Origin of the sequence: Sphingobacterium sp. UDSM-2020 (assembly GCF_016132525.1) — a bacterium.
In the GTDB taxonomy this organism is placed as follows: Bacteria; Bacteroidota; Bacteroidia; order Sphingobacteriales; family Sphingobacteriaceae; genus Sphingobacterium; species Sphingobacterium anhuiense.
Genome location: NZ_CP066166.1, coordinates 2,887,187 through 2,900,917 on the forward strand (window position 1 = coordinate 2,887,187; position 13,731 = coordinate 2,900,917).

The following is a 13,731-nucleotide window of genomic DNA, read 5'->3' on the forward strand; positions in this document are numbered from 1 at the left end:
CGTGATTACAAGAAAAGGTTATTTACGGCTTCGTTAACGGAAGAGTTTTGTAAATAACCTTTTTTATAAATGAATTGAATAGGCTTAGAAATAATCATATTTAATGATAACTACTTGTTTTCGTATTCGTAAATTTTAAGATATAATTCCTCGACCTTTTTTCTTGCCCACGGTGTTTTTCTTAAAAAAGCTAGCGATGATTTAATACTGGGGTTTTCGTTGAAACAGCGAATATTGATCCGTTCACCTAATCCTTCCCAACCTTCAAAATAAGCAATTAGATATTCTAGTATTGTATCCAGTCTTTTTCCGTGAAGTGGGTTATTTTTTTGTTCCATTGTTTGTGTGTTTTTTAAAATTTAGATCTTGAAAGTCGAAACTAAAATCTGTCTGTGGTGATACCGGGTTCATTGTAAAACCAGCTATTTCTTTGTCTTGAATAGTGAAGTGTACAAATGCATCTGCATACATCAAGCGATTGTACCATTTGACAACATACGTGCTGTCTTGATAATAGTAAAGCTCACCACTGAGTTGGGGAGAACGTTTTGAAGCGAATGTTAATCGTCCATTTTCAGTTTTAATTGATACTTCTCCAAGCCAATTGTCGAGATATTTACCTGGTATTGTTTGTCGAAATTGATCTTGAATGTTTTTATTCTCTTCTACGATTTGCCACGTTTTCTGTGTTATGAGATCAGCTTCGGCATTGTTTTTTGCAATTGAAGTTTGATAGGTGGTAATCCAGTGTTGATCGTTAATACCTAAATAAAAATCTTTTATAGTATTACTGATGGCAGTGAATGCTGCACCTTCTTGCTGATTGGTGAGCACTACAATACCCAGTTTTAATTGTGGAAGCATAACGATTTGTGTGACAATTCCTTCTAATCCTCCCGTGTGGGAAACCTCTAATTTACCCGCCATATCTGTCAGACGAAAGCCAAGGCCATATGCTCTGAATAATGAATTGTAAGGGGGAACAGTACTAACAGGCATGATTGTCTGTGGTGTGATCAATTCTTTTAATTGCTTCTTGGAGATCAGCTGATGTCCATTATTCTCGCCATTGTTGAGGTGAAAAATCATCCATTTGTTGAGATCGTCCACATTGGAGTATATGCCTCCGGCTGCATCTAAAATGGTATTGGTATAGCGCGTACTGACATGATTTATACCATCTAGAGGTACATGTGGAGCGATCACATCTTGGCGATCTTGCAACATGTTCCAGTTTGGTGCAGAATGATCCATTGCCAACGGTTTAAATATCCTTTCCTGAATATATGTCTGCCAACTTTGACCTGATACTTTTTCTAAAACTTTTCCAGCTATAATATATAGCAGATTATCATAATCATATTTTGTGCGAAAATCGGATGTAGGTTTTAAATACTGGATGTTATGGATAATGTCATCGGGAGTAAAGTCATGTCCATCGGGCCATATCATTAAATCTCCGGCACCTAGTCCCAAACCACTTCTGTGAGTTAGGAGATCACGAATCGTGAAGTTTTTAGTTACATAATCATTATACATCTTGAATTCCGGGATGTATTTTTGTACGTTGTCATCCCAGTTTAATTTACCTTCATCTACTAAAATAGCCAGGGCAGTGGTTGTAAAGGCCTTTGAATTGGAGGCAATTCCAAAGTTCGTTGAAGCATGAACTTTATTCATTCTATTTAAGTCGGCAATACCATATCCTTTGGCTAATATTACCTGGTTATCTTTTACGATACCCACGGCTATTCCCGGCACATTAAAGGTTAATAATGTTTTCTGGACAATGGAGTCTACGACACTTTCTTGTATATGCTGTGCAAATAAAGAAGTGCTGCTAAAAAATAGAAGAGCTATACAAGCTATTTTTTTCATTCATTTGTGAGATTATATTCAAATATCTAAATAAAACAGCAATTGTATAGTCTTAATATAAGAAATACAGTAATTTTTAAGGGATGTATTAAGTACTTTTTGCTCCTCTGGTCAATTTTTCAACCGTGTCCCATTGTTCCTCTGAAACGGCATCGAGTCCATTAAATTCTCCAGCACCTTTTAACCATTCTCCGCCATCGATTGTGATCACATCACCATTGATGTATGCTGAATAGTCGGAAACGAGGTATGCTGCCAAATTGGCTAATTCTTGTAAGTTACCAGTTCTTCCAAGAGGTATCCTGTTGACAGGGTTGAGGGTGTCACTTAGGTTACTTGGAAAGAGGCGGTCGAACGCGCCTGTTGTATGAAAAGGGCCGGGAGCAATTGCATTTAATCGAATTCCTTTGCGTCCCCACTCAACTGCTAACGATCTTGTCATCGCTAATACTCCAGATTTAGCACAAGCAGAGGGTACGACATATCCTGAACCGGTACTTGCGTAGGTCGTTACGATATTGAGTACTGTTTTATCTTTATCCTTGTTTGCAATCCAAATTTTTCCAAGTGCCAGTGTGCAGTTTATGGTACCTTGAAGTACAATTCCTAAAACAGATTCAAATGCACGGTGGCTTAATCTTTCTGTCGGCGAGATGAAATTTCCGGCGGCGTTATTCACTAATATGTCAATTGAGCCAAGCTGTTTAATACCATAATTAATAACTTTCTCTACTTGGTCATAATCGCGAACATCACAAGCAATTGCTATACATTTACCATTAGTTTCCTTACTAAGCTCTGCTGCGGTTTGTTGGATAACATCGTCTTTTCGACTCGTGATGATGCATTGTGCCCCTAATTGTAAAAAGTATCGGGTCATAGCTTTACCAAGACCTGTTCCACCTCCGGTAATCAATATGTTTTTTCCCATTAGTGCATCCTCACGAAGCATTCCTTGTGTTGTACTCATGTGATATTATTTAGTGTTTGTAATCAATTATATCATCCAATTTACAAAAAAATAATCTTCCTTTTCGAGTTATTTATGATATGCTTTTTAATGTCTTTGATAAACTTTGTCCCTGGTGGTTGGAAATACGGGAGGGGGAGTAAGTTATTTAAAGAACAAAAGGCCTGTCTCATTGAGACAAGCCTTTTGTGATTATATGTTTAAGACGCATGAGCTAACTCATGTTCTCTTGCATTTATGCTCCTAATTGAACACGTTTGAATGCAGTAACAGTTAAGCCTTTAGAAACTGAATCTAAGAATTGAGCGATAGATTTAGAGTTATCTTTCACGAATTCTTGGTTCAACAAAGTAGTTTCTTTGAAGAATTTGTTCAATTTACCAGCTGCGATTTTTTCTGCCATTTCAGCAGGTTTACCTTCAGCCATGATTTGTTCTTTAGCGATAGCAATTTCACGCTCGATTGTATGCGCATCAACACCATCTTTATCAATAGCAATAGGGTTCATTGCAGCGATTTGCATAGCTACATCTTTACCAGCTTCTTCAACACCATCAACATTTGCAGATAAACCAACTAATACACCTAGACGGTAGTTTGCGTGGATATAAGCAACAACTTTCTCAGCAGAAACAGTTTCGTATTTAGAAACGTCAATTTTCTCACCGATTTTACCAGTTTGCTCGATTAATAAATCAGCAATTTTAGTACCGCCAATTTCTAATGCTTTTAGGTCTTCTAAAGTAGCAGGTTTGTTTGCTAAAGCAACTTCAGCAACTGAATCAGCGAAAGCCACGAAGTCAGCATTTTTAGCTACGAAATCAGTTTCACAGTTAACTTCAACTACGATACCTGATTTACCATCAGTTGCAGCTTTAGCAATGATAACACCTTCGTTAGAATCACGGTCTTGACGGCTAGCAGCAACTTTAGCTCCTTTTTTACGTAAGTAATCAACAGCAGCTTCGAAATCACCGTTTGCTTCAACTAACGCTTTTTTACAATCCATCATACCTGCGCCTGTTTGTTGACGCAACTTGTTTACATCTGATGCAGAAATTTGTACTGACATGATATATTCTTTTTAAATTTTTGACTTATTATTTTCTTGACAATATTAGCATAACTATTGTTAAGCTAATATAAAGTTTATCATTTCTTATTCGAGAAATGATAAACCAAAAAACCGGACAGATAGGTCAGTCTAAGAAAAGAATTCTTTTCCAGAAACCAACGCTACGCTATCCGGTTTGGAATAAAAAATATTATTCTCCGTCTTTCGCTTTACGAGGACGTTTAGCTTCTGAAGCTTCAGTAGTATCAACTTTAGCCTTAGCTGCAGCTGCTTCTTTTTCTGCTTCGTCTTCTTTATCACGTTTGCGCTCGTCCAAACCTTCTTGGATTGCTTGACCAATGATACCAGCGATTAAGCTAATAGATTTACTAGCGTCATCATTTGCAGGGATTGGGAAATCAATGTTTGAAGGGTCAGAGTTTGTATCAACCATTGCAAAAGTAGGGATGCTCAATTTGATTGCTTCAGTAACAGCGATGTGTTCTTTTTTCACATCGATGATGAATAAAGCAGCCGGTAAACGGTTCAAATCAGCGATACCTCCTAATAGAGACTCTAATTTGATACGCTCACGTTGAATCATCAACTTCTCTTTTTTAGATAATACATCGTATGTACCATCTTTTTGCATTTTGTCAATAGTAGACATTTTTTTGATGGACTTACGAACTGTTGTGAAGTTTGTAAGCATACCACCTAACCATCTTTCTGTAACGAAAGGCATGTTAACTGCTTTCGCTTGTTGAGCGATGATTTCTTTTGCTTGTTTTTTCGTTGCTACGAATAAAACCTTACGACCTGATTTTACGATTTGTTTGATAGCTGAAGCAGCTTCTTCCAATTTCGTAAGCGTTTTGTTCAAGTCAATGATGTGGATACCGTTACGTTCCATGAAAATGTACTTAGCCATTTTCGGATCCCATTTACGTGTAAGGTGACCAAAGTGCACACCTGCATCCAATAAGTCTTGATAAGTTGTTCTTGCCATTTTTTGATCCTCCTTTGATTAACGTTTACTGAATTGGAATCTCTTACGAGCTTTCTTGCGTCCTGGTTTCTTACGCTCAACCATACGGTCATCACGTGTAACTAAACCTTTAGCACGTAAAGCTGGTTTAACTTCTGGGTCTAATTCAACTAATGCTTTCGCAATAGCTAAACGTACAGCCTCAGCTTGTCCTTTTACACCACCTCCATTAACGTTCACTTTCGCATCAAAATTCCCTGCTTGACCTGCTACTTCTAATGATTGAGTAACAATGTATTGCAAAGGCAATGTTGGGAAATATTCTTTGTAGTCTTTACCATTGATTGTAAGGACTCCGCTACCAGCAGTTAAGTAAATGCGGGCAACAGCAGTTTTTCTTCTTCCTGAAGTATTAGTTGTTGACATGTCGATTCTCCTTAAAATTTAACTGGTTTTGGATTTTGAGCCTCTTGTTTGTGCTCAGTTCCAGCATAAACATAAAGGTTTTTAAACAATTGACGACCTAAACGGTTTTTAGGAAGCATACCACGAACAGCTTTTTCAATAACGCGCTCAGGGTGTTTTGCCAATAATTCTTTTGGAGTGATGAAACGTTGACCACCCGGGTATCCCGTGTAGCGAACGTAAGTTTTGTCACCCAATTTATTACCTGTCAATCTAATTTTTTCTGCATTGATAACGATAACATTATCTCCGCAATCTACGTGAGGGGTAAACGATGGCTTGTGCTTTCCGCGAATTACTTTCGCAATTTCGCTTGCCAAGCGCCCCAAAATCTCGCCTTCAGCATCAACAACGATCCATTCTTTGTTGATGGTGTTCTTGTTGGCAGAGACAGTTTTGTAACTTAACGTATTCACTTGCTTTTAATTAAATAATTAATAAAATTTTATTCACTTCTTTTCCCTGTGTCTCAAGGGTCTGCAAAGGTACTTTTAATTTCTTGATTACGAAAATCTATTTTACTTTATTTTAGACAGTTTCATTTTAATCTGAAGCACTTGAGATTAATTTAAATGCCGGGTAATGCCATAATCATCAAAAAATAACCTATTGAAATGCAATAGCACTATTTAACAGTTGTCCATTATTAGTATATTGCAACATATTAATACAGCAATTGTTGAACGAGAAGGATTATTTATGTTTAAGAAATATTTGAAATACGCGCTATTGGTAACATTGTTAACTACGGTTGGACAAAGGGTTTCAGCACAGGAGAGCAAGCAAGAAAAACCTTATTCGCAACAATTAAAAAATATTGAAGTTTTTTTGAGGAACGGTGATTTCAAGCAGGCCATGGATTCTTTGGATGCCATTACTACGCGATATCCTAATGCTGATGATGCTTATTTTACTAAAGCCGTTTTATTTGGACAGATGCGTAATGCTGATCGTGCTTTGGAGGAAGTAAATAAAGCTTTGGAAATTAATCCTAAAAATGAATATTTAAGTTTCAATATCGATGTTAATAAAGGAAAAGGTGATCTCCCTAGTGCGATCCGTTCATTGGATCTGCTGATGACAAAGGAGAAGGTCAACATTGCGGCCTTGAATCGCGAGAAGATTATGTTGTTGTTTAACAGTGACAAAAAAGATGAGGCTTTTGCTTTATATAAGGATGTTAGAGAGCGAGCGGGAGCTACCGATACGCTTGACGTTATAGGTGCTACTTTGCTATTGTCAAAAGATGATTTTCCTGCTGTAATCCAGGTTCTTGAACCTTGGGCAATTAAAAAATCTCCTTTGGCACAGGTATACAGTCAATTGGCACAGGCTTATCGTGGAATTAAAGATCCTAAAAAAGCTATTGCGATATTAAATACCGGTGTTGCGAATGCGAAAGATGATTACTTATTTTTAGATCTGGCTGATGAGTACCGTTTGTCTGGGAAGGCTAAGCTTTCTTATGATTACTTAAAACAAGCCTTTTTATCTAAAAGTGTTGATTTCTCGGAAAAAAATAGAATTATCTTATCTTTATTAGCTCCTAATAGTGGATTTTCATTCGACCAGGCACAAGAATTAGCTAATATATTGGTTGATGTACATCCTCGCGTAGCAGAAAGTCATGTGGCTAAGGGGCAGGTGAATTGGATGCGTAATGATTTAGTTGGGGCACAGTCTTCCTTTTCTATTGCAGTAGGTATTAATCCTTATCAAATTGATGCATGGCGTATGCTCATGAATGTTGATCTGGCGTTGGAGCAATATGATCAAGCGATAGAACATGGCGGTGAAGCTTTACACAATATTCCCAATAATCCTGTTATTTTGTATTTCAGTTCTATCGCATATACATTGAAAGGAAATTATGAACTAGCTAGAAATTTGATGGAGGCAGCCTTGAACAATGGTCAAAATGAGAATGCCATTTTTCAATCAAATATTTATAGTGGTCTGGGCGATATTTATCATTCGCTTAAAATGGAGGCTGCTTCAGATGTTGCCTATAGAGAAGCTATTAACTTAGATAGTACAAATGTAAGTGCGATGAACAATTTAGCTTATTATTTAGCGTTAAGAAATCAGGATTTAGATGATGCGGCTCATTTTGCAGAGACAGCAAATAAGTTACGACCTAATGATGCGACATTGGAAGATACTTATGCATGGGTTTTATTTCAACAGGGTAAATATGCTGATGCATTGCTTTGGATTGAAAAGGCAATAAAAAATTCAAAATCGCCTTCAACAGTCCTATTGGAGCATTATGGTGATATTTTGATTAAAAACAAAAAAATAACCGAAGCGATGAAGCAATGGAAAAGTGCTTTGGCTATGGGGGGATCTACTGAAACCAATATGGAGAAGTTGAGAGAGAAAATAAATAAGAAATCGTATGTGGAATAAATCTGTTGTTACACTTTTATTGCTTGTTGTATTGGCATCCTGCAGTACTAAGAAAAAAATGAGTAAAGTAGAGAGTAAGCCTGAGGTAGTTGAAACGATCAGTAAGGAAGATTCTAAAAATGCGGTAGTTCAGAAATTTTTGTTGTCAAATCTGGACTTTACTACGTTCTCTGGCAAAGCTAAAAGCAAAATAGATTTAGGAAAGTCATCATACGATGTGACAGCTAATATAAGGATTGAAAAAGATAAAAGAATCTGGATTTCTATTACGGCATTATTGGGTATAGAAATAGGCCGGGTTTTGATTACTCCAGATAGTGTTCAGATATTAAATAAATTTCAGGGGGAATATATAGCAAAACCCTTTAGTTACTTGTATCAATATGCAAGTGAGGATTTAACTTTTTCAAATGTTCAAGATTTGTTTTTAGCCAATTTTTCAACGAATTTGTTAAATACAACCGACTTTGAGGTTGATCAAACGAGTGTACCAATTCAGTTGCGTGGTCAAAAGAATGCATTGACTTACTTATATTTAGTTAATCAACAGAATAGGTTAGATTCCTTTAGTTTGGAGCAGCCTGAAAAAGGACAGAAATTGGAGGCTAGTTATGCAGATTATTCAAATGGAGGTGGGCAATTGTTTCCGATGGGTCTAGAATTACTGATTTCAGGAGGTGATATGAATATTAAAGCAAACTTCAATTACAGCAGAATTTCATTTAATGAAGCTATTGAAATGCCTTTTACTATCTCCAATAAATACAAAGTAATTAATTAATGTTAGTACGATAATCCTTAAGATTTATTACTTTCGCATTTGAGACTATAATTAATTGAACATATTATATTCAGACTCAACTGCTAGTAAAAGATTACTATAGATGAATTTAAAGAAAATAACACTAAGTCTAACTGCGTTTTTTTTGATGCTGGGAATCGGTTTTTCGCAGACTCGTGCAGAGCTTGAAAAAAAACGTGAAAAAATAAATCGTGAAATAGCGGAATTGCAAAAAACGCTAAAAGAAACGACTACAGAAAAGATTTTGACTCAGAAGCAGGTCAGTGCTTTAAGTAGTCAGATTAATCTTCGTGAAGAGAAAATTACAACGATAAGTTCTGAATTAAGCTTGATTAATCGCCAGATTAATACGAATACCAGCGCTGTAGATAAATTGAAAGCAGAGTTGGAGAAAATGCGTAATGATTATGAAAAGATGATTATGTTCGCTTTTCGTAACCGCAATGCCTATAATAAGTTGATGTTTATTTTTGCTTCAAAGGATTTTAATCAAGGTTTTCGTCGTGTAAAATATTTGCAGCAATTCAATGATTCTCGAAAATTGAAAGCAAGTGAGATTGAAGGAACTAAAAAGCAGATTGAGCAAAAAATAGCACAGTTACAGGCTGATCGTAATAAGCATAAGCAGTTATTGAATGAGCAAGAGCAAGAGAAGAAAACTATTGCACAACAACGTGCTGTGTTCTCTAATGAATTGAGTTCTTTAATTACGACTGAACGAGGTGTAAAACGCGATATTACGCAGAAGCAAAAAGAAGAGCGTAAGTTAAGATCTGCAATTCAGGCTATCATTAAAAGAGAAATTGAAGCAGAGCGTAGAAGACAAGAAGCTGCTCGTAGAGCTGCGGAAGCTGCTGCAGCAAGGAGCGCGAAGAAAAATGACACTAAAGTTGATGATAAGGAAACTTCCAAATCTACGGCTCGTAAATCAGATTCAGAAGTGTTGCGTGCAACTCCGGAAGCGGCTCGACTTTCAGCTGATTTTAGATCTAACCGTGGACGACTGCCATGGCCTGTTTCCAATGCTAAGATATTACAAAGTTTTGGTACGGATAGGACGGGTCGGAACGTCTCAGTAAGTCATGAATCATTAAAATTACAAACTTCTAGTGGCGCAACAGTTAAGGCTGTATTTTCTGGAACTGTAACAAGTACGTTAACTTTAAATGGATTGAAGGTGATTATTATTTCACATGGTGAATTCTTCTCGGTGTATAGTAATTTAGCTAGTTTTAGTGTGTCTAAAGGACAGAAAGTATCAGCAGGTCAAGCTATTGGAACAGTAGCTAATGATCCGGATTTAGACGCGCCAGTTTTAGATTTCCAGGTTTGGCAAGGACAAATCCCGATGAATCCGCAATCATGGTTAGCGAATTAAAAAAATATAGAAATAAAAATTATTATGTACATTTGTTTTTAGGGTATAAGTGTATATACTTAAAGTGAATATTGAAAAACAGTAAATTATAAGTTATGTTGACATCAGGGTTATTAATAATGGGTATTGGAGGTCAGGAATTAATTATAATCGTTGTAATATTATTATTATTATTTGGCGGTAAAAAGATTCCTGAATTGATGCGTGGATTAGGTAAAGGTGTAAAAGAATTCAAAGACGGACAGAAAGAGGATTCTACAGATGATACTAAAGAGAAAACAACTGATAATAAGTAATTTATGTTGTTTTTGAGAAATAAGATTTTACAGCAGTAAAATCTTATTTCATTTTGTACAGTTTCCAGTATTGTTAATGAGGGTATGTAGTAAAAATACATGCTTTGTAATAAGGACTACTTAGGTTCTATTTATCAACCATAATTAAAAAAGATGATTGAAAGCAAGAAGACTCTATTGACGATAGGCTTAGCATTTACGACATGTTGTTTGTTTGCACAAGAAAAGTCTATTGAAGAGATGAGAAATTCTACTCAAGCAATCATGTTAGCGAGTATAGATCGTGAAAATGCATCTATTCTGCAGCAGCTTGATAGTATCAAATTTGTAAATGCCGGTGAAAAAGAAGTAGAAGGAATTTTATTTGATATCGAAGATGTAACTGTCGTTCGAAAACTAAATTCCTTAGAACGTGAAGTCCCTCTAGACTATAACCAACATGTTCGAAAATATATTGATCTTTATAATTCTAAGAATTATGCAGGGCATATGTCTCGCATGTTAGGATTGGCGCAGTATTATTTTCCGCTTTATGAACGTATTCTTGCTGAAGTAGGAGTTCCAAAAGAAATTAAATACCTCTCCATTATAGAGTCTGCGTTAAATCCACATGATGTTTCTCGCGTTGGTGCTACAGGGCCTTGGCAATTTATGTATGGGACAGCAAAGATCTATAATTTAACAATGGACAATTATGTTGATGAACGTAAAGATCCAATTGCTTCAAGCTATGCTGCCGCAAAATATATGAAGGAAGCGTATGCTGAATTTGGGGATTGGTTGTTGGCGATAGCTTCTTATAATTGTGGAAAAGGTGGTGTGAAACGAGCTATTTTAAGATCTGGCAAAATTCAACCTTCATTTTGGGAAGTTGCTCCTTTTCTGCCAAAAGAGACCAGAAATTATATTCCTGCATATATCGCTATGACTTATACTTTAGGATATGCACAAGATCATGGTATTGAAGCTAAGGATGGAGACATTGCCTTAAATACGCAGGTATTAGAGATTGATAAATTCATTTCGATAGCAGAGGTTGCTAAAGCGATAAACGTTTCTGAGGAGAGTTTAAAAGTGTTAAATCCAGCATATAAAAAAGGGATCGTTAATGGCTCTGATGAAATACATCGTCGTTTGATCATTCCTGCTTTAGCAGCTGATATGAATAAGGATCAACTTTATCTTGCTTTAAATACAACAGTAGAAACTCCTAGTCAAGTAGTGGCTTTAGCGAATGATGATGTGCGTGTGAGTAATAAGCGAAGCGCTCAAACAAGTACACATCGTGTTAGAAGAGGTGAAACTTTAGCTGTTATAGCGAAGAAATATGATGTGAGTGTTCAAAATTTAAAAGCTTGGAATAACGTAAAGGGATCTTCTGTAAAGACTGGTGCTTCATTAATTGTTAGCAGTAGTGGTGTCAATACGCGTTTAGCTCAGAAAACAAGTGCTGAAACTCAGAGAAAGTCGAATTTTGCTTTTTATACTGTAAAAAAAGGTGATACGCTATCAGAGATCGCAAATAATAAAGGGGTGTCATTATCTAAGTTGAAGGCTGATAATAATTTATCACATTCGAGGTTAAAGCCTGGTATGAAATTGAAGATTAATCGGGGATAAATTTCGACCTAAGTTTCTGTAAAAATAAAGCGTCCAACTCTATAAAAAGTTGGACGCTTATTTTTTATAGCTTTATGATGTTATACCAGCCATGCAGCATCATCTTCTGCTTCATAGCCTAGTAAGTTAACTTCCACATGTTCTTTTAATATCGTTGATAATTTTAGCCCATAATAATCGCTTACAATGGGGAATTTTGGATGACTTCTATCAATAAGAACTGCAGTTCTCATTTTTTTAATAGGGACATTCAAAAATACGCCTAAACCATATGCAAGCGTTCTTCCGCTATTCAGTACATCATCAACTAGTATTAACGTTTTATTTTTAACATTTTCGATGGGTTGATCTGTTTCAGCTTTTAGGGAACGGCTTGTTTTGCTCATCGTCACTTTAAGTAACTCAATATCTTTATCCGATATTTCCTCTAGAATCTTTTGCAGTCTCTGTGCAAAAACATAACCTCTATCAGCAATACCGACCAATACAAGCGTATTTTCTTCAAAATTATCTTCTAAAATCTGATAAGCGATACGTATCGATTTTTGTTTAATCTGTTCTTTATCTAATATGAGCGTTTTCTTTGACGACATAGTGGTACTAAATTTATATACGGGTAAAAGTACTAAATTCTTTGCAAAAAAAAGTCCGAATGTCATGACATTCGGACTCTTGAAAATATTATTTAGAAAAATTTATTAATTAAATTTTTCAGATTTCTCAGCATTTATAATTTCGGCTGTAAGCGATTTGTTGTCATCAGGTAGTCTACCACCATCATAGTAATAACGTCTCCAATATGCCTCTCCTAAATTACTTATCATTACACCTTTGCTCGAAGAAGCATGTGCGAATTTGTTATCGCCAATATAAACTCCAACATGTGTAATGCTTTTACTTCGGATTTTAAAGAATACTAAATCTCCTGCTTTTAGATCATCTTTCTTAACAGGTTTAATTTGAGAGTATTGGTTACGGCTGTTATATCCTAATGTTGTATTGAATACTTTTTCGTATAATTCAAATGAGAATTTAGAACAATCGATTCCTCTTTTGGAGTCACCTCCTAATCGGTAAGGAGTTCCTAACCATTCATAAACAAACTGATATAATTTTGTATTTGTAGTTGCTGAAACCGCAACACCCATTATTTGGGAGAAGTATTCTTTAGCTAGATTGTCCGGGTCTGATTCCGGTTTAGATTGGGTTTTGGTTGATTGTGCCTGCGACACTAGACATAAGCCTATAAATAGCATTGTTGCTAATATTTTCTTTGTTTTCATTAAATCGCTTTTTTGTACAACTTTAAACTTATTCTTTTTTGTTGTTGGATGTTAACTATTTTGGACATCACTGTTGCGAATATAATACAACTCATCTTACTTTGCAAAAAAAATGACATGTATTTAACGAATTTTTAACGTTTTTAACACTTTATTTATTGAGATGCAATTTAACTCCGATGGGTAAATTGTAAACTTTAAACTACAGTGATGATAAATGATACGTGCCTAGATTTGTTGTAGTAATGTGTTATTCATATATAAGAAGGTGTTTTATTAAATTTATATCAAAAAAATGAGATTTTATTTTGATAGTTGATAAATAATGCATTATATTTACGAAAGTAAAGCAACAGCAATGAAAAATTCTATAATTATTACATCGATTATTATTACCACCGGGATAAAACTTAGGAGGAGGTAGTTTCGTTGTATAGAAATGTAGACAAGATATTTCATAAACGCCTTCCTCTCAGAGTGAAGGCGTTTTTTTTTATGCTTAAAACAAACAAACAAACAAACAAACAAACAAACAAACAAACAAACAAACAAACAAACAAACAAACAAACAAACAAACAAACAAACAA

The 13,731-nt window shown here is 35.6% G+C and carries 14 protein-coding genes; 5 read left to right on the forward strand and 9 right to left on the reverse strand.

Translation table 11 applies throughout. The features are described 5' to 3' along the window. Nucleotides 1-110: 110 nt before the first annotated feature. From JAZ75_RS12165 to rplM, 7 genes are all read right to left on the reverse strand, one after another. Complete coding sequence (locus JAZ75_RS12165; RefSeq protein WP_021188570.1) at nucleotides 111-338, reverse strand: VF530 family DNA-binding protein; 228 nt, start codon at nucleotides 336-338, stop codon at nucleotides 111-113. Next, nucleotides 322-1,878 (reverse strand): serine hydrolase, encoded by a 1,557-nt coding sequence (locus JAZ75_RS12170; protein ID WP_208702151.1) that lies wholly within the window; start codon nucleotides 1,876-1,878, stop codon nucleotides 322-324. The genes JAZ75_RS12165 and JAZ75_RS12170 overlap by 17 nt, the downstream gene beginning before the upstream one ends. An 88-nt stretch (nucleotides 1,879-1,966) precedes the next feature. Continuing rightward, a complete protein-coding gene (locus tag JAZ75_RS12175) occupies nucleotides 1,967-2,848 on the reverse strand; it encodes an SDR family oxidoreductase (protein WP_021188572.1) in 882 nt (293 codons plus the stop codon). A gap of 235 nt (nucleotides 2,849-3,083) precedes the next feature. Beyond that, on the reverse strand, nucleotides 3,084-3,920 hold the full coding sequence (tsf, locus tag JAZ75_RS12180; protein WP_021188573.1) for a translation elongation factor Ts: 837 nt from the start codon (nucleotides 3,918-3,920) through the stop codon (nucleotides 3,084-3,086). A gap of 193 nt (nucleotides 3,921-4,113) precedes the next feature. Beyond that, nucleotides 4,114-4,911, reverse strand: a complete 798-nt coding sequence (gene rpsB / locus JAZ75_RS12185) for a 30S ribosomal protein S2 (RefSeq protein WP_021188574.1) — start codon at nucleotides 4,909-4,911, stop codon at nucleotides 4,114-4,116. 18 nt (nucleotides 4,912-4,929) lie between these two features. Continuing rightward, nucleotides 4,930-5,316: a 30S ribosomal protein S9 gene (gene rpsI / locus JAZ75_RS12190; protein WP_021188575.1), complete on the reverse strand. Its 387-nt coding sequence runs from the start codon at nucleotides 5,314-5,316 to the stop codon at nucleotides 4,930-4,932. Nucleotides 5,317-5,327: 11 nt separating this feature from the next. Further along, a complete protein-coding gene (gene rplM, locus JAZ75_RS12195) occupies nucleotides 5,328-5,771 on the reverse strand; it encodes a 50S ribosomal protein L13 (protein ID WP_021188576.1) in 444 nt (147 codons plus the stop codon). Between the two features lie 283 nt (nucleotides 5,772-6,054). Between rplM and JAZ75_RS12200 the strand changes: the two genes are divergently transcribed. The 5 genes from JAZ75_RS12200 to JAZ75_RS12220 all read left to right on the forward strand — a co-directional run bounded on the left by JAZ75_RS12200 (nucleotide 6,055) and on the right by JAZ75_RS12220 (nucleotide 11,860). Continuing rightward, the gene (locus JAZ75_RS12200) at nucleotides 6,055-7,764 is read left to right on the forward strand and encodes a tetratricopeptide repeat protein (RefSeq protein WP_208702153.1); all 1,710 of its coding nucleotides are present in this window, start codon (nucleotides 6,055-6,057) and stop codon (nucleotides 7,762-7,764) included. Further along, nucleotides 7,754-8,545 (forward strand): DUF4292 domain-containing protein, encoded by a 792-nt coding sequence (locus JAZ75_RS12205; RefSeq protein ID WP_021188579.1) that lies wholly within the window; start codon nucleotides 7,754-7,756, stop codon nucleotides 8,543-8,545. The genes JAZ75_RS12200 and JAZ75_RS12205 overlap by 11 nt, the downstream gene beginning before the upstream one ends. A 148-nt stretch (nucleotides 8,546-8,693) precedes the next feature. Then, nucleotides 8,694-9,944 carry a murein hydrolase activator EnvC family protein gene (locus tag JAZ75_RS12210; protein ID WP_232789445.1) on the forward strand — a complete coding sequence of 417 codons (1,251 nt, stop codon included), beginning with the start codon at nucleotides 8,694-8,696 and terminating at the stop codon, nucleotides 9,942-9,944. Between the two features lie 95 nt (nucleotides 9,945-10,039). Then, nucleotides 10,040-10,240, forward strand: a complete 201-nt coding sequence (locus JAZ75_RS12215; RefSeq protein WP_031287456.1) for a twin-arginine translocase TatA/TatE family subunit — start codon at nucleotides 10,040-10,042, stop codon at nucleotides 10,238-10,240. A gap of 153 nt (nucleotides 10,241-10,393) precedes the next feature. Then, nucleotides 10,394-11,860 carry a lytic transglycosylase domain-containing protein gene (locus tag JAZ75_RS12220; RefSeq protein WP_208702157.1) on the forward strand — a complete coding sequence of 489 codons (1,467 nt, stop codon included), beginning with the start codon at nucleotides 10,394-10,396 and terminating at the stop codon, nucleotides 11,858-11,860. Nucleotides 11,861-11,940: 80 nt separating this feature from the next. On the opposite strand, the gene JAZ75_RS12225 is transcribed toward JAZ75_RS12220, so the two are convergent. Both JAZ75_RS12225 and JAZ75_RS12230 read right to left on the reverse strand, forming a co-directional pair. Continuing rightward, a complete protein-coding gene (locus tag JAZ75_RS12225) occupies nucleotides 11,941-12,453 on the reverse strand; it encodes a phosphoribosyltransferase family protein (RefSeq protein WP_132770958.1) in 513 nt (170 codons plus the stop codon). 105 nt (nucleotides 12,454-12,558) lie between these two features. Beyond that, the gene (locus tag JAZ75_RS12230) at nucleotides 12,559-13,143 is read right to left on the reverse strand and encodes a C40 family peptidase (RefSeq protein ID WP_021188582.1); all 585 of its coding nucleotides are present in this window, start codon (nucleotides 13,141-13,143) and stop codon (nucleotides 12,559-12,561) included. Nucleotides 13,144-13,731 lie beyond the last annotated feature (588 nt).